Raw genomic sequence first — 18,388 nt, forward strand, 5'->3', positions numbered from 1 at the left:
CATCTCAGCTTTCTTTGTTATAGTCAAAGCGAATGACTTGATCCGTTGCGTCTACATACGCGTGGACTCCAAAGGGAACAATTGCTCTTGGTGTGGCATGACCAACGTTTAGATTATAGACAATCGGGGTATTGCTGTCAATGATATCCAATAGTGCCTCTTTATAGTCGTCATAGAAAGTTTCATCCATAGGTTTTCCGACCAAGAGTCCACTGATGACTTCAAATATCCCAGTTTCTTTTAAAGCCTGCAACATTTTTTTGAAATCATCAGGTTCAGGCTTTTCTTCACTTGTTTCTAGCAAGAGGATTTTTCCTTTCCAGTCGGATAAGTCAGGGAAGAGTCTGTACTTTTGGCAGAGTTCTGTACTGTCTACATATCGAGAGTTGTCAAAGATATCGTAGAGGGATTCGAGGCAACCACCGAGGATTTTTCCCTCGAACTGGGCAGTTCCTTGTAGCAAGTCAAAACCTGTATTTGCATGGCTGACACGAGGTATTCCCAAAGCTTTGGGACTGAAGTCAGTTCTTTCCTCATACCAAACGTCACTAGGTCGAATTTCCGAGATTCTTCCCGTCTCAATCAATTCTTTGAAGTAGTGGAGGCTGTATGGCAACATTTCTTTGTCTAACTCACAAATGTCTGCTAAAAAGGATTGACCATAAAAAGTCTTGATTCCTAGTTTATGCAACATGAGGTGGTTCATAGTTGTATCCGAGAAGCCAAGAAAAATTTTTTGTTTGATAACCTTTTGTAGTTGGTCATTTTCAAAAAGATAAGGCAATAAACGATAGGTATCGTCTCCACCGATGGCGCATAAGATCATGTCGATGCTTTCATCAGAAAATGCCTGCATCAAATCCTCCGCACGAGCTTCAGGATGTTCTTTGATAAAGTCTAAGCCTTTTAGCGAATGGGGTAAAAAGATAGGATTGAGTCCGAGGCCCTTGAGACGTTGGACACCCAAGTCCATTTCGTGTTTGACAAAGTCTTCTCCGATAATCCCACTAGATAAACTTATAATACCAATAGTAGAAGTCATATATTATCCTCCTAGAAAAAATTGATGCTATTGTATCACAAAAGATGAGGGAAAACAACAAGAATTAGAGTCAGAAGAAGGCTTTTAGATCAAGAAAGTAGTAAAAAAGCAACCGCTCGATGTGGTTGCTTTTTATAGTAGTTGCATTCTTATAGAGCAGTAAGGAAGGTCAGTCCGCCAAGGATAACCCCAGCCGAGTTTGGAATGATTAGAATCCAGTCTTTCTTAGGCTCTTTTGTCCATCCATAAATGACCCAGATTAAGCAAGAGACTGCTGCTGATAAAGGTTGGAATGGTTGAGCTTTATTTCCTTGTAAATTGGCAAAAATTTGGGGGATGTAGGCTATAAATACAATAATCCCGATAAAGGCACCAATTGAACCGACAATTTGATTAATTCTCTGTTTAGTCATATATATTTCTCCTTATTACTTTATTAGTATAACAGAAAAACAACTTGGATTCAAGGACAAAACCTCGGGATTCTAAGGAAAGACTTTACATTAGAACGTTTTTAGAAAATGTAGCTACTTTTCTTTGGAGAATAAAAAAAGCTTTGGAGCCATAATAAAAGTAGTCTGTCTGTAAAACACACTACTTTTATTGTTTATCTTAATATCTAGCAGGTCCAGCACTTGCGCTCTTGATGTTGAAACGTTTTTTGAGGTAGAAACGTAGGGCAAGGAGAGCTCCTCCGATAACCAATAAAACAAGAGGAGGTAAGCTGATATTGATGGCTTGTGGAAGGAAGTTACTCAAGAAGAGGATGAAGACCCAGGCAAACATGGTTGCTAGCATGACCAAAAGTGATTTCCAGAATGGTGGGCGTTGGCTACGGTCAGTATCTGGTCCGTAGTAGCGGTAGATGAAGTGATAGAGCAGGTAAAAGGCAACTCCACCAAAGGCCCCTACACTGATAAGTGTTACCAATCCGTAGGCTACGGGTTGGTTTGAGAAGAAGCTCATCAAGGCGCTAACCACTGCAAATAATCCTGTGATGAAAAGGGCTGAATCCAACATCATCAATTTTGGATCGTCATTTTCCTTTGGATGTTCTTTTTCGTATTGCTCTTTTTCACTAAAGCTGTGAGCCCAGTGAGTTGGTGCTCCGTAGATAGAACGAGCAGTCACTCCCTTTGGTTGCTCCTCAAGGATATGAGGAATCACTTCTTCAAGGATAGCCTTGATTTCAGCATCTGTCTTTCCGTCCTTGAGAAATTGTTGGGTTGCAATGTGGATAAATTCTTGGTTTTTCTTGGTTAATTCTTTTAAATCAATCTGTGACATAATAACTCCTGTTTAGAACCATTTTTTATGGATGAGGTAAAGAGTGAGAGAAACACTCATAGCGAAGGCGATAAAAACGATGAGCCAGAAAGCGTGCGGTTCTCCGTTTAAAGGAATTTCATTATCCTTAAAGTTCATTCCGTAAGCTGAGAAAATCATAGTCGGGATAGACATAACGATGGTCACGAGGGCCAAGGTTTTCATGATATTGTTCTGGTTGTTTGAAATGATAGAGGCAAAGGTCTCTGTCATAGAGTGAAGGACGTTTCCATAGATATCCGCCATCTCGATGGCCTGTTGCGTTTCAATCAAGGTATCTTCGAGTAAGTCTTCATCTTCAAGGTATTTCTTGATATTGCTAGTTGCGCTGGTCAATTTTTTAATCACGCGCTCGTTTGTCTTGAGAGAGGCCTTGAAGTAGACGATAGTCTTTTCCAACTCCATGAGTTCAATCAACTCTTCATTTCGAGTAGACTTGTGAAGTTGAGTTTCGATTTGCTCACTCTTACGTTCGATTGAACGGAGGGCAGTTAGGTAAATCTCCGCATTGCGATATAGTATCTGGAAGATAAAGCGAGAACGCATAAAGGTATAGAAATTCCGAAGTCTCCGATTGATAAAGACATCTAGAAGTGGGAGAGGCTCCAAACAAGTGGTAATGATAGCCTCCTCTGTGATGATAATCCCCAAGGGAATGGTCACATAGTAGGTTCGGTTATTTCTTTCCTCGGTAATGGGAACATCTACGATAATCAGAGTGTATTCATCTTCAATCGTGATACGAGACATTTCTTCGGCATCGAGTGGTGCACGGAGGTCAGCGATATCAATATCAAAAGCAGAAGCAATTTCCATCGATTCGCTCTGGGTAGGATTGACGAGATTGATCCAAGTGCCCGGCTGGAGCGTATCGATCTCTTTAAATTCAGTTGTTGTTGAGAGAAAGACTTGTTTCATATCTCCTATCCTTTCCTAATCTATTCTGTGTTTAAGTGATTTTTAGCACCGTACTATTATACTACAAAATCGGCTTTTTTGGTAATAGAATTTCACTTTTTTTGGTATAATGGAAAGCAACAATGGACTAGAAAGAAGTAACATGCAAGATAAGATTGTCATCCATGGGGCACGCGCCCATAATTTAAAAAATATTGACGTGGAAATTCCACGTGACAAGCTAGTTGTGGTGACGGGGCTGTCGGGTTCGGGCAAGTCCAGTCTTGCCTTTGATACCCTTTATGCAGAGGGGCAACGCCGCTATGTAGAGAGTTTGTCAGCCTATGCTCGTCAGTTTTTGGGCAATATGGAAAAACCAGATGTGGATTCTATCGATGGTCTCAGCCCTGCCATTTCTATTGACCAGAAAACGACTAGTAAAAACCCTCGCTCAACGGTTGGGACAACAACGGAAATCAACGACTATCTACGTCTCCTCTATGCTCGTGTAGGAACACCCTACTGTATCAATGGACATGGGGGTATCAAGGCTTCGTCTGTAGAGCAGATTGTCGACAAGGTCTTGGAATTGCCAGAGCGCCAGCGTCTGCAGATTTTGGCTCCTGTTATTCGTAAGAAAAAAGGGCAACATAAGACTCTGATTGAAAAGATTCAAAAGGATGGTTACGTCCGTGTCCGTGTCGATGGCCTTGTCTATGATGTGACCGAAGTTCCTGAACTTGAAAAGAATAAACAACATACCATCGATGTGGTGGTAGACCGTATTATCATTAAAGAAGGTATCCGTAGTCGTCTCTTTGATTCGATCGAAGCAGCCCTCCGTATCGCTGAAGGTTATGTAGTTATTGATACTATGGATGATTCGGAGTTACTCTTTTCAGAACACTACGCTTGTCCAGTTTGTGGCTTTACAGTTCCGGAACTAGAACCTCGTCTCTTCTCCTTCAATGCTCCGTTTGGTTCTTGTAGTGAGTGTGATGGTTTGGGGATCAAGCTAGAGGTTGATACGGACTTAGTCGTACCAGATGCTAGCAAGACCCTTCGTGAGGGAGCCTTAGCACCTTGGAACCCTATCTCTTCTAACTATTATCCAAATATGCTAGAACAAGCTATGACAGCCTTCGGAGTGGACATGGATACTCCTTTTGAAGCCTTGTCAGAGGAGGATAAGAATCTCATTTTCTATGGTTCAGATGGTAAAGAGTTCCATTTCCACTATGAAAATGAATTCGGCGGAGTTCGTGATATCGACATTCCTTTTGAAGGTGTTATAGGGAATATTAAGCGACGTTACCATGAAACCAATAGCGACTACACCCGCACACAGATGCGTCTTTATATGAATGAGCTAACTTGTGGCACTTGTCACGGTTATCGCCTCAATGATCAGGCCTTATCCGTTCGTGTAGGAGGAGAGGAAGGACCTAATATCGGAGAAATTTCAGACCTCTCCATCGCAGACCATTTGGAGGCTATTGATCAGTTGAGCCTATCAAAAAATGAAGCCATCATTGCTCGTCCGATTCTTAAGGAAATAAAGGACCGCTTGACCTTCCTCAATAATGTCGGTCTCAACTATCTGACCCTTTCTCGTTCGGCAGGAACCTTATCAGGTGGGGAGAGTCAACGTATTCGCTTGGCAACCCAGATTGGTTCCAATCTCTCAGGAGTCCTCTATATCTTAGATGAGCCGTCTATCGGTCTTCACCAAAGGGACAATGACCGTCTGATTGCCAGTCTGAAAAAGATGCGTGATTTGGGGAACACCTTGATCGTGGTAGAACACGATGAAGACACCATGCGAGAGGCTGATTATCTGATTGACGTTGGTCCTGGTGCAGGGGTCTTTGGTGGAGAGATTGTAGCAGCAGGAACGCCTAAGCAGGTGGCTCGCAACAGTAAATCCATTACAGGACAGTATCTATCAGGAAAACGTGCGATTCCAGTGCCGTCAGAACGCCGCGTTGGGAACGGTCGCTTTATCGAAGTGACAGGTGCGCGTGAAAACAACCTACAAAATATCACCGCTCGCTTCCCGCTAGGGAAATTCATTGCGGTGACAGGTGTCTCTGGCTCAGGGAAGTCGACACTTATTAACAGCATTCTCAAAAAAGCCATTGCTCAAAATCTCAATCGCAATTCAGACAAGCCTGGAAAGTTTAAGGCGATTACAGGAATTGAGCATATCGATCGTCTGATTGATATTGACCAGAGTCCTATTGGAAGAACACCAAGGTCCAATCCTGCAACCTATACAGGTGTCTTTGATGACATTCGAGACCTCTTCGCTCAGACAAATGAAGCCAAGATTCGTGGCTATAAGAAGGGTCGTTTTAGTTTTAATGTCAAGGGCGGTCGCTGTGAGGCCTGCTCAGGTGACGGGATTATCAAGATTGAGATGCACTTCTTGCCAGACGTATACGTAGCTTGTGAAGTCTGCCACGGAACCCGTTATAATAGTGAGACCCTAGAAGTTCACTACAAGGAAAAGAATATCTCGCAAGTCTTGGATATGACTGTCAACGATGCGGTGGAATTTTTCAAACACATTCCAAAAATTCAACGTAAACTCCAGACCATCAAGGATGTAGGTCTAGGTTATGTGACCTTGGGACAACCTGCCACAACTCTTTCTGGTGGAGAAGCGCAGCGTATGAAGCTGGCTAGTGAGCTCCATAAACGCTCGACCGGTAAATCCTTCTACATTCTAGATGAACCGACAACTGGTTTGCATACTGAGGATATCGCTCGTCTACTCACCGTTTTGTCCCGCTTTGTCGATGATGGAAATACAGTTCTTGTCATTGAGCACAATCTAGATGTGATCAAAACAGCAGACCATATTATCGACCTAGGACCAGAAGGTGGTGTTGGCGGTGGTACTATTATCGCAACAGGAACACCAGAGGAAGTAGCTGCCAATGAAGCTAGCTATACAGGACAGTATTTGAAAGGAAAGTTACATCATGAATAAACGTGTGCAAGCATTTTTAGATAAAATGCAAGAAAAAGAACTAGATGGGATCATTATCAATAACCTTAAAAATGTCTACTATTTGACAGGATTTTGGGGTTCAAATGGAACGGTCTTCATCAGTCGTGATCGTCAGGTCTTGGTGACAGATGCCCGCTATATTATCGCTGCCAAGCAAGAAGTTACTGGTTTTGAGATTTTTGCAGAGCGTGATGAGTTAGCTACTATCGTAAAGATTACAAAAGATATGGGCCTTTCTCGTATCGGATTTGAAGATGAGATTTCAGTTTCTTATTACCATCGCATGCAAACCGCTTTTGAAGGTTTAGAACTAGTTCCACAGACACAGTTTGTTGAAGCCCTTCGTATGATTAAGGATGAGACAGAAATTGCGACTATTCGTAAGGCTTGTTCCATCTCAGACCAAGCTTTCCACGATGCCCTTGACTTTATCAAGCCAGGTAAGACAGAAATTGAAATTGCCAACTTCCTCGACTTCCGTATGCGTGAATTAGGCGCTGCTGGTTTGTCTTTTGATACGATTCTAGCTAGTGGGATCAACTCTTCTAAACCCCATGCCCACCCAATGCACAAGCCAGTAGAACTAGGCGAAGCAATCACTATGGACTTTGGGTGTCTTTATGACCACTATGTCAGTGATATGACACGTACCATCTACCTAGGTCATGTCAGCGACGAACAAGCAGAAATTTACAATACTGTTTTGAAGGCTAACCAAGCTCTGATTGACCAAGCTAAGGCTGGCTTAGGTTTCCGTGATTTTGATAAAATCCCTCGTGATATTATTGTTGAAGCAGGCTATGGAGAATACTTTACTCACGGTATCGGGCACGGTATTGGACTTGATATCCACGAAGAACCTTACTTTAGCCAAACTTCCAAAGAAGTTATCAAAACTGGTATGGTCTTGACTGATGAACCTGGTATTTATATTGAAGGTAAATACGGGGTTCGTATCGAAGATGATATCTTGATTACAGATACAGGTTGTGAGTTATTAACCCTTGCTCCAAAAGAATTAATCGTAATCTAAGAAAAATGAGATAAATCGTTGACTTTTACTAGTTAAAGGTTTATACTGAAAGGCGAAAACGGTAGGTGAGGCTACCATAGGGATACGGATGACTACCGCAAAGCAGTGGAGACACTACTCGTTGGTCAACAGTCCTGGTCGCGAAGGTCAAGACTAAGCTCATTACATCGCCCTATGGAGTTAAAGCTTGAACGAAAACAGATAATCAGTTTTTTAGTCCTGCCATTTTATGGCAGGACTATCTGCTGTTTTAAAACAATGAAAGGAGAAAAACGATGCAAATTGACGATCATCCAGAACCGCACATACACAGCCAATCGCTGATTTGTGTCGTTCTGTCCCTATAAAGTGATTGGTCTCTGTGTATGATACTCTTCGAAAATCAAATTCAAACCACGTCAACGTCGCCTTGCCGTACTCAAGTACAGCCTGTGGCTAGTTTCCTAGTTTGCTCTTTGATTTCCATTGAGTATGAAATCACTATTCATACAGATAGGAGAAACCAATGAAAACTACAAAAGAAAGATTAGCAGCAGCTATTCAAACTCCATTTACAGAAAGCCTAGCTTTTTACCATACAAGTCTAAAAGGCTTAGACCAAGAACAAGTTGAAGAAAACCGTGACCTATATGGTGAAAACACCATCACTAAGGGTCAAGAGGATTCCATCTTTAAAAAGATTTATGAGTCCATTATCAATCCTTTCACAATTATTTTGCTGGTAATTGCCTTTATCTCTCTCGTTACAAACGTCTGGCTTGCAAAACCTGGTCAAGAAGATCCAACGACTTCTATCATTATCGTTGTCTTGGTTTTGATTTCAGGAGGTATCCGTTTTGTCCAAGAATTGCGGAGCGACAAGGCAACAACCAATCTTTCAAAAATGATTGTCAACACAGCAACTGTTATTCGTGATGGTCTTGAACAAGAGTTACCCATCGATGAGTTGGTTGTAGGAGATCTCGTGAAATTGAGTGCGGGAGATATGATTCCAGCAGATGTTATCTTGTTCGAATCCCGCGACTTTTTCGTTCAACAGTCAGGTTTGACTGGAGAAAGTGATGCAGTCGAAAAACTTGCTTTAAATAAAGCGACTAGCCAAAATGTAGATAGCCTTTTAGAAGAAGAATCTTTGGCATTCATGGGGACAAACGTTATCTCAGGAAGTGCTACAGCTATGGTTCTAGCAGTTGGGGATGACACCATGATGGGAGCTATTGAACAGACTCTCAACACCTACGATGAACCAACTTCTTTTGAACGTGAAATGAACAGCATTTCATGGCTCTTGATCCGTTTGATGCTTGTCATGGTTCCAATCGTGTTTCTCGCAAATGGTTTGACCGATGGAGACTGGCTAGAGGCTGGAGTATTTGCCTTGAGTGTTGGTGTCGGACTTACACCAGAAATGCTTCCGATGATTATTACAGCCAGCTTGGCCAAAGGTTCCATTATCATGGCCAAGGAAAAGGTAGTCATCAAAAAACTCAATGCTATCCAGGACTTAGGAGCAATCGATATCCTATGTACGGATAAAACTGGAACTCTTACGCAAGATGAGATTGTCTTAGAATACCCATTGGATATCCATGGCGATTTGGATATGGCAGTCTTAAGAAGAGCTTATCTAAATTCACATTTTCAAACAGGTTTGAAAAACTTGATGGACCGTGCCATCATCAGTAGAACTGAAAAAGAAGCCAAGGAACATGTTATCCTACAAAATCTAGACACTAGCTTCCAAAAAATCGACGAACTACCATTTGATTTTGAACGTAGACGCATGAGTGTTATCGTCAAAGATGATAGCAATGTTGTTAGTATGGTGACCAAAGGCGCTTTAGAAGAAATGTTGAACATTTCGACACATGTGGAATATCGTGGAGAAATAATCCCTATTACCGAAGATATTCGCCAAGAAGTACTGGCAGAAGTTGGTCAATTAAACCGTCAAGGCTTGCGTGTCTTAGGTGTTGGCTACAAATCAGGTCTACGTGAAGATTATGCCTATGCTGTGACTGATGAAAGTGATATGATCCTTACGGGTTATCTTGCCTTCTTGGATCCACCAAAACCATCTGCAGCACCAGCTATTCAAGCTTTGCTTGAACATGGTGTCAGAACAAAAATTTTAACTGGAGATAATGAAAAAGTAACCCAAGCCATCTGTGAAAAGGTTGGTTTGGATGTTGAGCAGATGCTTTTAGGAGCTGATATCGACCAAATGACAGACCAAAAATTGGCAGAAGCGGTTGAAAGTGTAACAGTCTTTGCCAAATTGTCTCCTGACCAAAAAGCTCGAATTATTCTACAATTGAAGAAAAATGGTCATGCCGTTGGTTATATGGGTGACGGTATTAATGATGCCCCGTCTATGAAGGTGGCAGATGTTGGAATTTCCGTTGATACAGCAGTAGATATCGCAAAGGAAACAGCTGATGTTATTTTGCTAGACAAGGATCTCATGGTTCTTGAAACAGGTATCGTTGAAGGCCGGAAGGTCTACGCCAACATGACCAAATATATTAAGATGACAGTTAGTTCAAACTTTGGGAATATCTTCTCACTATTGGTTGCAAGTATTTTCTTGCCATTTTTACCAATGGCTCCTGTTCATCTCATTGTCCTAAACCTAGTCTACGATTTATCTTGTGTGGCATTGCCGTTTGATAACGTGGATCAAGACTTCCTAAAACAACCCCATACATGGGAAGCAAAATCCATTACGCGATTTATGGTTTGGATGGGTCCAATCTCATCTATCTTTGACATTTTGACCTTTATTTTCCTCTACTTTATTATTGTTCCTTTGGTGACAGGCTATCATTATGTTCATGGGTCAGAATCTGCCCTTCAGTTTATTATCTTGTTCCAAACAGGATGGTTCATCGAATCTATGTGGTCTCAAACCATGGTTATCCATATGCTTCGTACGGCAAAAGTTCCTTTTGTACAAAGCAGACCAGCTTGGCTTGTAATCTTGACAACCTTGGTTGCCGCAATTTTCGTAACTAGTCTGCCTTATGGACCGCTAGTAAATATTCTTCGTTTAGCTCCATTAGGACTTCCTTATTTCTTGTTCCTAACCTGTATTATTTTCTTGTACATGTTTAGTGTCACAGTTATTAAGAAATTTTACATTAGGAAGTACAAAGAATGGTTATAGTTCGGTTTTTGTCAAGAAAAAAGTTAGAAAACTGGCGAAAAAGTTAAATTTTTTTTAAAATAGGTCGCAAGTCGGATGTTTTTTATGGTATAATAGAATAAACTGATAGTAACATGTAGCGAAAGGGGTAGGTACATGATCAAAATATATACAGTCTCAAGTTGTACTAGCTGTAAAAAAGCTAAAACCTGGCTCAATGCCCACCAGTTAAGTTATAAAGAACAAAACCTTGGAAAAGAAGGAATTTCGCGAGAAGAATTATTAGATATTCTAACAAAAACAGATAATGGAATTGCGAGCATTGTATCATCAAAGAATCGCTACGCTAAAGCTCTTGGAGTTGATATTGAAGATTTGAGTGTCAATGAAGTGCTTAATTTAATCATGGAAACACCACGCATCCTAAAAAGTCCAATTCTTGTTGACGAGAAACGTTTACAAGTTGGCTATAAAGAAGATGACATTCGTGCCTTCTTGCCACGCTCTGTCCGCAATGTAGAAAATGCAGAAGCACGTTTACGTGCAGCACTATAAAACATAAAGGCTGGGAGTGACTCCTAGCCTTATTTGATAGATAAATAAGGAAAAATAAATATGAAGAAGATAGTTATCGGTACAGTTGCGCTCCTATTTTTGCTAGCTGGCTGTGGACAGAAAAAAGAGTCTGCGGAACCTTCTAAAGATACAACGACAGAAGCTCTTCAATCAACTTTGCCAGTTCTAGAAAATGCCAATAACAATACAGTTGTAACCAAGACACTTGTCCTACCTGCTGACGAAAATGGGGTTCAACAAACCCAGACCATTACCTATAAGGGCAAACAGTTCTTGACCTTAACGATTCAGCAAAAACGACAAGTTTCAGAAGACCTCAAGAACTTTATTGCTGAGCATGGATTAGAGGAAGCAAAAAAGGCCTTGAAAGAAGGAGAAGACAAGGATGAATCGGTCCAAGAAGTACGTAAAATTCCTGGATTTAACCTTGAAACCAATCTTTTAAGTGAAACCGAGATTGAAACAAAAACAAGTTATGATTTTCAAGTTCTAGACGTTAAAAAGGCAAGCGAAAGCGAATATTTAAAAAATGTGGGATTAGAAAATCTACTAAAAAACGAACCAGAAGAATATATTGAAAATCGAGTTGCAAGTGGCGCGACTGTCCAGTAAGGAAGTCATAGAAAATCAGCAAAATCAGGCTGTGTCATTTGTAGAATGGCTGTGAATGTGCTATAATAGTACTATTCTAAGGAAAGAGGGTGTTAGAATGGGATTTACTGAAGAAACCGTACGTTTTAAATTGGATGATTCCAATAAAAAAGAAATTAGTGAAACATTGACAGAAGTCTATGCTTCATTGAATGAGAAGGGGTATAACCCTATTAACCAAATTGTGGGCTATGTTCTCAGTGGAGACCCAGCTTACGTTCCTCGTTACAATAACGCAAGAAATCAAATCCGTAAATACGAACGCGATGAGATTGTTGAAGAATTGGTCCGCTACTACCTTAAGGGACAAGGAGTCGATCTATAACCAATGAGAATTATGGGGTTGGACGTTGGTTCCAAAACAGTAGGAGTAGCGATTAGCGATCCGTTAGGGTTTACAGCACAAGGGCTCGAAATCATCCAAATCAATGAAGATCAAGGAGAGTTCGGCTTTGAACGACTCAAGGAATTGGTTGACACCTATAAGGTAGAGCGCTTTGTTGTTGGTTTACCTAAAAATATGAACAATACCAGTGGACCTCGGGTGGAAGCGAGTCAAGCCTATGGAGCAAAATTGGAAGAACTCTTTGGCTTGCCAGTGGAGTACCAGGATGAGCGCCTAACCACGGTTGCTGCTGAGCGCATGTTGATTGAGCAAGCAGATGTTAGTCGCAATAAGCGTAAAAAAGTTATTGATAAATTGGCAGCTCAGTTGATTTTGCAAAATTATTTAGATAGAAAATTTTAAGACAGAGGAGAAACTATGTCACACGATCACAACCACGATCACGAAGAACGTGAACTTATTACACTTGTAGATGAGCAAGGAAACGAAACTTTATTTGAAATCCTTTTGACTATTGACGGAAAAGAAGAATTTGGTAAAAACTATGTCCTTCTTGTACCAGTTAACGCAGAAGAAGATGAAAACGGTGAAGTTGAAATCCAAGCATACTCATTCATCGAAAATGAAGATGGAACTGAAGGTGAATTGCAACCAATCCCTGAAGATTCAGAAGATGAATGGAACATGATTGAAGAAGTCTTCAACAGCTTTATGGAGGAGTAAAAACGTCCAGTGGACGTTTTTAGCCTGACGCTAAAAATAAAAACCGTCAGTAAGTTCGGGGATGTTTTTAGCCCTGCGCTAGAAAATAGAAACGCAGGTAGTTTGGGAGACTGTATCAGCCCAGTTCCTTGAAATAAGAGAGAACTGGTAAGTCCAGTGGACGTTTTTAGCCTTACGCTAAAAATAAAATTTAGCTAGTATCTAGCAAAATGAGTAAAAAGCGAAGAGAATCTTCGCTTTTTTGTTAAGGAGATAAGCATGATTGAAGTAGAAAAATGGCTTCATAGTCGGATTGGCTTGAATTTTAGATCAGGATTGGGACGGATGCAAAGAGCAGTAGATTTGCTGGGGAATCCTGAGCAAACCTATCCAATTATCCATGTGACAGGGACAAATGGCAAGGGGTCGACTATTGCTTTTATGAGAGAGCTTTTTGTTGCCCATGGGAAAGCGGTTGGCACCTTTACTTCGCCCCACATTGTCAGCATTCATGACCGTATCTGTATTAATGGTGAGCCTATATCGGATACAGATTTCATTCGTTTAGCCGATAAAGTTAAAGCAATGGAGCAAAGACTTTTAGAAACCCACGATCAGCTATCTTTTTTTGAGTTGCTGACCTTGATTGCTTTGCTTTATTTTAAAGAGCAAGAAGTAGATTTGGTCCTACTGGAAGTTGGGATAGGTGGACTTCTTGATACCACTAATGTGGTGACAGGAGAAATTGCAATCATCACATCAATCGGCCTCGATCACCAGGAGACCTTGGGCGATAGTTTAACAGCAATTGCAGAGCAGAAAGCAGGAATTTTTAAGCCTGGGAAATCAGCTGTGATTGCAAATTTAGCACCGGAAGCCCAACTCGTTTGTCAAAAAACTGCTACTAATTTGGATGTAAGTCTCTACCAAGCTAATAAAAATTTTTCTTTCCAAAATGGGAACTTCTCTTCTTCTCTAGCTGATTTTAACCACCTAATATTGGGATTAGAGGGAGCATATCAGGAGGAAAATGCAGCTCTTGCCTTGCAGGCTTTTCTACTATTTATGGTACAAAGAAACGAGAAAGTAGATCAAGAAGCAGTACATGCTGCCTTGCAAGCTACTAAATGGGCAGGAAGGCTAGAAGCTATCACTGAGCACATTTATCTAGATGGGGCTCACAATTTACCAGCTCTAGAGCGTTTGGTTGAGTTTATCCAAGAAAAAATCCAGCAAGGGTATCAGCCTCACATCCTATTTGGTGCCCTAAAGCGGAAAGATTATAGTGGGATGCTTACTTATTTAACAGAGCATTTACCTGATGTAGCTCTCTATGTTACGAGTTTTGACTATCAGGGTTCCTTGGAAGAGCAAGACTTTGGAGATTATACAAGCATTGCTTCATATCGAGATTTTATAGATAATTTTGAGAGTTCTGCAGGGGAGCAAGACTTGCTATTTGTGACAGGTTCTCTCTATTTTATATCTGAGGTTCGAGCTTATCTCATGGCCCTAGATTCATTTGATTGACCCTCCTGTCTTTATTTGTTATAGTAACGGTGTGGTAGCTCGGCAGGGTTATTCTGATTTTAAGCCACTAAAAGAAAGGAGACATTATGTCACTAAAAAAATTCACACTTTCTCTTGCTTCTTTGGCAAGTCTTAGTCTCTTAGTTGCATGTTCACCAAAAGATCAAGCAACTCTTTCAACTCAAGCAAGTACTAGTACGGAAGTAACGACTGCTCAGTCAGCAGAAACGACTGTTTCTAGTTCGACTGTTAGATCAGTAACCAACATTGATGGCACCTATAAAGGACAAGATGATGGAGATAGCATTACTCTCGTTGTTACTGGTAATACTGGAACATGGACGGAAGTAGAACCTGATGGTGATCAGGAAATTAAGAAGGTAACTTTTGAACCAGACAGTCAGAAAGTCATCATCGGAGATGACGTCAAGATTTATGTAGCTGAGGAGAATCAAATAATCATCGATGACATGGACCGTGTGGTTTCTGATCGTATTGTTTTAAAAAAATAGATATTTTTAAGGATTTGGATCTGGATAAAACAGATACAAATCTTTTTTAATTATTTTTTGTATGAAAAAAGTTCCATACTTTAAGGATCATTATTTTACCCAAAGTATAGAACTGATGAATTATAAGTTATACGTTAGAGGAATCGCTCTTGTAAAAAGTGAGCAACTCCATCTTCTTCATTAGTCAATGGTAATTGCTCGTCTGCGAAAGAAAGTAGAGCGGGATTAGCATTTTTCATGGCATATCCTCTACCTGCAAAGGAGAGCATTTCTTGGTCATTGTGTTCGTCACCAAAGGCAATCAGGTTCTGTCTGTCTATATTCATGACATTTAGAAGGTATTCAAGAGCAAATGCCTTGTGAACACCTTTTGGTGTACACTCGAGGATGTTCAAAGGGCCACCCCAAGTATTGATATTAAGCTGATGCTTGTAAAAGCTGGTCATCTCCTCAGCCAGTGCATATTTATCGTCTGCCCTGGTTTGTAATAAAATACAGTTTGGCCCCTTAGTCACTAAGTCAGACTTGAATTGATTTTCAGGGCGAAAGTTTTCAACACCAAACAATTTAGGGTCGGCAATTTCTTTGTCCGGGGTTGTAATGTAAAACTTTTTACGGTATTCACCTGCGATAAAGTCTGCCTCGATATCCTCTTTTCGTTTTACGATATCCAAGAGGTATTTTTTGTCCACTGTAAGGCATTTTTCATGTTTCCAAGCCTTACCAGGTAGGTGAGTGAGAGAACCGTTGAAGTTAATCATAGGAGTCTCAAGTTCAAGTTGGTCATAAAAATCTTTGGCCATACGATATGGGCGACCGGTTGCGATAACCACATGATGGCCTTTCTTAGAAATTTTTTTAATGGTTTCTTTTGTAAAGTCAGAGAGTTTGCTTTCTCCATTAAGTAAGGTGCCGTCTAAGTCCACGGCAATCATTTTTTTAGTCATAAAATCCTCCCGAATCTAGTTTCAGATAAGATGTTTCCTATTATATCAAAAAGCTGAAAGAAAAGCTGACTATAAGCAAAAATAATAAGAATAATATCCTCTAAGAATTTTTAAAAATAGGAAAAACAGCTTGAAAATGTGAATGATTGATGATATAATAGACATATTGTTCGTAAAATGACAAAGGAGATTAAAAATGGACAAACTATTTAAACTAAAAGAGCACGGGACAGACGTCCGTACAGAGGTTCTTGCTGGTTTAACAACTTTCTTTGCAATGAGTTATATTCTCTTTGTAAACCCTCAAATGCTTTCACAAACAGGAATGCCTGTTCAAGGTGTATTCTTGGCAACAATCATCGGTTCTGTTGTGGGAACTTTGATGATGGCTTTCTATGCTAACTTGCCATATGCACAAGCCCCAGGTATGGGACTAAACGCCTTCTTTACATTTACCGTCGTATTTGGGATGGGTTATAAATGGCAGGAAGCCCTTGGGATGGTCTTCATCTGTGGAGTTATTTCACTAATTATTACATTGACCAATGTTCGTAAAATGATCATTGAGTCTATTCCTACAACACTTCGCTCAGCAATTTCAGCTGGTATTGGTGTTTTCCTCGCTTACGTTGGTATTAAGAATGCTGGTCTTTTGAAATTCTCAATTGACCCAGGTACATATACTGTAGCAGGTGAAGGAGCAGATAAGGCTCAAGCGGCGATTACTGCGAATTCAGCAGCTGTTCCAGGATTGGTAGATTTCAATACTACAGCAGTTTTGGTAGCTCTTGCAGGCCTTGCTATTACTATCTTCTTTGTTGTTAAAGGTATCAAAGGTGGGATTATCCTTTCTATTTTAACAACGACTGTTCTTGCCATTGCGGTTGGTCTTGTTAATGTGTCAGGGATTGACTTCGCTAGCAACAATCTTTCATCAGCAGTTAACGACTTAGGTACTTTGTTTGGTGCTGCTCTTGGTTCAGAAGGTTTAGGATCTTTGATTTCAAATACTTCTCGTTTGCCAGAAACTTTGATGGCTATTCTTGCCTTCTCATTGACAGATATTTTTGATACTATCGGTACTCTTATTGGTACTGGTGAAAAAGTTGGTATCGTTGCGACAAGTGGTGAAAACCATGAGTCAGTTAAATTGGATAAAGCTCTTTACTCTGACTTGGTGGCAACATCAGTAGGTGCCATTGCAGGTACTTCAAACGTTACAACTTATGTTGAGTCAGCAGCAGGTATCGGTGCTGGAGGACGTACTGGATTGACAGCCTTAGTTGTTGCTATCTGTTTTGCCCTATCAAGCTTCTTTAGCCCACTTCTTGCCATTGTTCCTTCAGCTGCGACAGCACCAATTTTGATTATCGTCGGAATTATGATGCTCTCTAACTTGAAAAATATTCCTTGGGATGATATGTCAGAAGCAGTTCCTGCCTTCTTCACCTCTATCTTTATGGGATTCAGTTACTCAATCACTCAAGGGATTGCAGTTGGTTTCTTGACTTATACTTTGACAAAGGTTGTCAAAGGCCAAGTTAAAGATGTGCATGTCATGATTTGGATTTTGGATGCCTTGTTTATCTTGAACTATATCAGCATGGCTCTTAACTAATGATAAACACTAAAAAAAGAAGGAGGAATCTCCTCCTTTTTTATTACTAGAAATGTCGCAAAAGAAAACTTTTTGGTATAATATTTACATGTACACAAAAAATGAAGATGAACTCATTGCTCTTGGACAAGAGCTAGGCTCTTTACTAGAGGAAAATGATGTATTGATTTTGACCGGTGAATTAGGTGCTGGTAAAACAACGCTAACCAAAGGCCTGGCTAGAGGCCTAGGCATTCATCAAATGATTAAAAGTCCTACTTATACTATTGTTCGAGAATATGAAGGACGTCTACCCTTGTATCACTTGGATGTTTATCGTATCGAAGGAGATGCAGATTCTATCGACTTGGATGAATTTCTTTTTGGTTCAGGTGTAACGGTTATTGAGTGGGGACATCTATTGGGGGAAAATCTTCCATCAGATTATCTGGAGTTAGAAATCCTTAAAAGAGATGAGGGACGAGAAATCATCTTTCATGCTCATGGCCAAAGAGCGACAGAACTTTTGAAAGGATTGACGGATGGAGTATGATCTTTTAATCCGTGAAGCGGAAGCCCAGGATGCTTCAGCGGTCATTGCTCTCTTAGATCAAATTGGTCAAGAGTCCAGTTTTACCAGTCTGGATGAAAATGGGATTACAATGAGTGAGTCTGAAATGCAACATTTTTTGGATAAGCAGGCCCAGTCGGATAATCAAATTACCCTACTCGCTTTTTTGAATGATGAGTTAGTAGGAATCATCAATACAACAGCTGATCAACGTCCGCGAGTCCGTCATATTGGAGATGTCTTTTTAGGAATAAAAAAATCTTACTGGGGAAATGGTCTCGGTAGTATCTTGATGGAAGAAACTATTGAATGGGCCAAATCAAGCGGTAGTATTCGACGTTTACAATTGACAGTTCAAAAAAGAAATCTTGCTGCGGTGCATCTGTATGAAAAAATGGGTTTTAACATAGAAGGATTACAGGAACGTGGTGCTTGTATAGAAGGAGGAGAGTTTCTAGATGTTTACCTAATGGGTCAACTGATAGATGAATAAAAGT

18 protein-coding genes and 1 riboswitch are annotated in these 18,388 nt (G+C 40.5%); of the genes, 13 read left to right on the plus strand and 5 right to left on the minus strand.

Features of this window, described 5'->3' with window-relative positions; translation table 11 throughout:
- Positions 1–4: 4 nt before the first annotated feature.
- The 4 genes from NMM19_RS03555 to NMM19_RS03570 all read right to left on the minus strand — a co-directional run bounded on the left by NMM19_RS03555 (position 5) and on the right by NMM19_RS03570 (position 3,286).
- Entirely contained in the window at positions 5–1,042 is a 1,038-nt protein-coding gene (locus NMM19_RS03555; RefSeq protein WP_178894451.1) for a S66 peptidase family protein, read from the minus strand.
- A gap of 149 nt (positions 1,043–1,191) precedes the next feature.
- Entirely contained in the window at positions 1,192–1,455 is a 264-nt protein-coding gene (locus tag NMM19_RS03560) for a SemiSWEET family transporter (RefSeq protein ID WP_004250486.1), read from the minus strand.
- Positions 1,456–1,654: 199 nt separating this feature from the next.
- The gene (locus tag NMM19_RS03565; RefSeq protein ID WP_006146142.1) at positions 1,655–2,329 is read right to left on the minus strand and encodes a DUF1129 domain-containing protein; all 675 of its coding nucleotides are present in this window, start codon (positions 2,327–2,329) and stop codon (positions 1,655–1,657) included.
- 12 nt (positions 2,330–2,341) lie between these two features.
- Positions 2,342–3,286 (minus strand): magnesium transporter CorA family protein, encoded by a 945-nt coding sequence (locus tag NMM19_RS03570; protein ID WP_004250490.1) that lies wholly within the window; start codon positions 3,284–3,286, stop codon positions 2,342–2,344.
- 142 nt (positions 3,287–3,428) lie between these two features.
- Here NMM19_RS03570 and uvrA point away from each other — a divergent pair, with 142 nt between their 5' ends.
- The 10 genes from uvrA (at position 3,429) to NMM19_RS03620 (ending at position 14,776) form a co-directional block, all read left to right on the plus strand.
- The gene (gene uvrA / locus NMM19_RS03575; RefSeq protein WP_178894452.1) at positions 3,429–6,260 is read left to right on the plus strand and encodes an excinuclease ABC subunit UvrA; all 2,832 of its coding nucleotides are present in this window, start codon (positions 3,429–3,431) and stop codon (positions 6,258–6,260) included.
- On the plus strand, positions 6,253–7,314 hold the full coding sequence (locus tag NMM19_RS03580; protein ID WP_178894453.1) for a Xaa-Pro peptidase family protein: 1,062 nt from the start codon (positions 6,253–6,255) through the stop codon (positions 7,312–7,314). The genes uvrA and NMM19_RS03580 overlap by 8 nt, the downstream gene beginning before the upstream one ends.
- 53 nt (positions 7,315–7,367) lie before the next feature.
- A riboswitch (M-box (ykoK) riboswitch) is annotated at positions 7,368–7,521 on the plus strand.
- Between the two features lie 298 nt (positions 7,522–7,819).
- Positions 7,820–10,480 carry a magnesium-translocating P-type ATPase gene (mgtA, locus tag NMM19_RS03585; RefSeq protein ID WP_178894454.1) on the plus strand — a complete coding sequence of 887 codons (2,661 nt, stop codon included), beginning with the start codon at positions 7,820–7,822 and terminating at the stop codon, positions 10,478–10,480.
- 135 nt (positions 10,481–10,615) lie between these two features.
- A complete protein-coding gene (gene spx, locus NMM19_RS03590) occupies positions 10,616–11,014 on the plus strand; it encodes a transcriptional regulator Spx (protein ID WP_000591164.1) in 399 nt (132 codons plus the stop codon).
- Positions 11,015–11,074: 60 nt separating this feature from the next.
- The gene (locus NMM19_RS03595; protein ID WP_178894455.1) at positions 11,075–11,647 is read left to right on the plus strand and encodes an SP0191 family lipoprotein; all 573 of its coding nucleotides are present in this window, start codon (positions 11,075–11,077) and stop codon (positions 11,645–11,647) included.
- Between the two features lie 97 nt (positions 11,648–11,744).
- Complete coding sequence (locus NMM19_RS03600) at positions 11,745–12,011, plus strand: IreB family regulatory phosphoprotein (protein WP_004250500.1); 267 nt, start codon at positions 11,745–11,747, stop codon at positions 12,009–12,011.
- 3 nt (positions 12,012–12,014) lie between these two features.
- Complete coding sequence (ruvX, locus tag NMM19_RS03605) at positions 12,015–12,434, plus strand: Holliday junction resolvase RuvX (RefSeq protein WP_070678388.1); 420 nt, start codon at positions 12,015–12,017, stop codon at positions 12,432–12,434.
- Between the two features lie 15 nt (positions 12,435–12,449).
- Positions 12,450–12,755: a DUF1292 domain-containing protein gene (locus tag NMM19_RS03610; protein ID WP_000017624.1), complete on the plus strand. Its 306-nt coding sequence runs from the start codon at positions 12,450–12,452 to the stop codon at positions 12,753–12,755.
- A 258-nt stretch (positions 12,756–13,013) separates the two neighbouring features.
- Positions 13,014–14,264 (plus strand): folylpolyglutamate synthase/dihydrofolate synthase family protein, encoded by a 1,251-nt coding sequence (locus NMM19_RS03615; protein WP_178894456.1) that lies wholly within the window; start codon positions 13,014–13,016, stop codon positions 14,262–14,264.
- A gap of 86 nt (positions 14,265–14,350) precedes the next feature.
- Complete coding sequence (locus tag NMM19_RS03620; protein ID WP_178894457.1) at positions 14,351–14,776, plus strand: SP_0198 family lipoprotein; 426 nt, start codon at positions 14,351–14,353, stop codon at positions 14,774–14,776.
- A gap of 134 nt (positions 14,777–14,910) precedes the next feature.
- Here NMM19_RS03620 and NMM19_RS03625 read toward each other — a convergent pair whose 3' ends face one another.
- Positions 14,911–15,723 (minus strand): Cof-type HAD-IIB family hydrolase, encoded by an 813-nt coding sequence (locus tag NMM19_RS03625; RefSeq protein ID WP_178894458.1) that lies wholly within the window; start codon positions 15,721–15,723, stop codon positions 14,911–14,913.
- 196 nt (positions 15,724–15,919) lie between these two features.
- Between NMM19_RS03625 and NMM19_RS03630 the strand changes: the two genes are divergently transcribed.
- From NMM19_RS03630 to NMM19_RS03640, 3 genes are all read left to right on the plus strand, one after another.
- Complete coding sequence (locus NMM19_RS03630; protein ID WP_178894459.1) at positions 15,920–17,341, plus strand: NCS2 family permease; 1,422 nt, start codon at positions 15,920–15,922, stop codon at positions 17,339–17,341.
- Positions 17,342–17,429: 88 nt separating this feature from the next.
- Positions 17,430–17,873, plus strand: coding sequence for a tRNA (adenosine(37)-N6)-threonylcarbamoyltransferase complex ATPase subunit type 1 TsaE (gene tsaE / locus NMM19_RS03635; protein ID WP_178894460.1), 444 nt, complete (start codon positions 17,430–17,432; stop codon positions 17,871–17,873).
- Positions 17,863–18,384 carry a GNAT family N-acetyltransferase gene (locus tag NMM19_RS03640; protein ID WP_178894461.1) on the plus strand — a complete coding sequence of 174 codons (522 nt, stop codon included), beginning with the start codon at positions 17,863–17,865 and terminating at the stop codon, positions 18,382–18,384. Before tsaE ends, NMM19_RS03640 begins: the two co-directional genes overlap by 11 nt.
- Positions 18,385–18,388 lie beyond the last annotated feature (4 nt).

Origin of the sequence: Streptococcus sp. CF8_St5-17 (assembly GCF_024295665.1) — a bacterium.
Classification (GTDB): domain Bacteria; phylum Bacillota; class Bacilli; order Lactobacillales; family Streptococcaceae; genus Streptococcus.

Excerpts from the sequence above, each read along its gene's own strand:
- NMM19_RS03555 (WP_178894451.1), bottom strand. The coding sequence starts at position 1,042 with ATGACTTCTACTATTGGTATTATAAGTTTATCTAGTGGGATTATCGGA.
- NMM19_RS03560 (WP_004250486.1), bottom strand. The coding sequence starts at position 1,455 with ATGACTAAACAGAGAATTAATCAAATTGTCGGTTCAATTGGTGCCTTT.
- NMM19_RS03565 (WP_006146142.1), bottom strand. The coding sequence starts at position 2,329 with ATGTCACAGATTGATTTAAAAGAATTAACCAAGAAAAACCAAGAATTT.
- NMM19_RS03570 (WP_004250490.1), bottom strand. The coding sequence starts at position 3,286 with ATGAAACAAGTCTTTCTCTCAACAACAACTGAATTTAAAGAGATCGAT.
- uvrA (WP_178894452.1), top strand. The coding sequence starts at position 3,429 with ATGCAAGATAAGATTGTCATCCATGGGGCACGCGCCCATAATTTAAAA.
- NMM19_RS03580 (WP_178894453.1), top strand. The coding sequence starts at position 6,253 with ATGAATAAACGTGTGCAAGCATTTTTAGATAAAATGCAAGAAAAAGAA.
- mgtA (WP_178894454.1), top strand. The coding sequence starts at position 7,820 with ATGAAAACTACAAAAGAAAGATTAGCAGCAGCTATTCAAACTCCATTT.
- spx (WP_000591164.1), top strand. The coding sequence starts at position 10,616 with ATGATCAAAATATATACAGTCTCAAGTTGTACTAGCTGTAAAAAAGCT.
- NMM19_RS03595 (WP_178894455.1), top strand. The coding sequence starts at position 11,075 with ATGAAGAAGATAGTTATCGGTACAGTTGCGCTCCTATTTTTGCTAGCT.
- NMM19_RS03600 (WP_004250500.1), top strand. The coding sequence starts at position 11,745 with ATGGGATTTACTGAAGAAACCGTACGTTTTAAATTGGATGATTCCAAT.
- ruvX (WP_070678388.1), top strand. The coding sequence starts at position 12,015 with ATGAGAATTATGGGGTTGGACGTTGGTTCCAAAACAGTAGGAGTAGCG.
- NMM19_RS03610 (WP_000017624.1), top strand. The coding sequence starts at position 12,450 with ATGTCACACGATCACAACCACGATCACGAAGAACGTGAACTTATTACA.
- NMM19_RS03615 (WP_178894456.1), top strand. The coding sequence starts at position 13,014 with ATGATTGAAGTAGAAAAATGGCTTCATAGTCGGATTGGCTTGAATTTT.
- NMM19_RS03620 (WP_178894457.1), top strand. The coding sequence starts at position 14,351 with ATGTCACTAAAAAAATTCACACTTTCTCTTGCTTCTTTGGCAAGTCTT.
- NMM19_RS03625 (WP_178894458.1), bottom strand. The coding sequence starts at position 15,723 with ATGACTAAAAAAATGATTGCCGTGGACTTAGACGGCACCTTACTTAAT.
- NMM19_RS03630 (WP_178894459.1), top strand. The coding sequence starts at position 15,920 with ATGGACAAACTATTTAAACTAAAAGAGCACGGGACAGACGTCCGTACA.
- tsaE (WP_178894460.1), top strand. The coding sequence starts at position 17,430 with ATGTACACAAAAAATGAAGATGAACTCATTGCTCTTGGACAAGAGCTA.
- NMM19_RS03640 (WP_178894461.1), top strand. The coding sequence starts at position 17,863 with ATGGAGTATGATCTTTTAATCCGTGAAGCGGAAGCCCAGGATGCTTCA.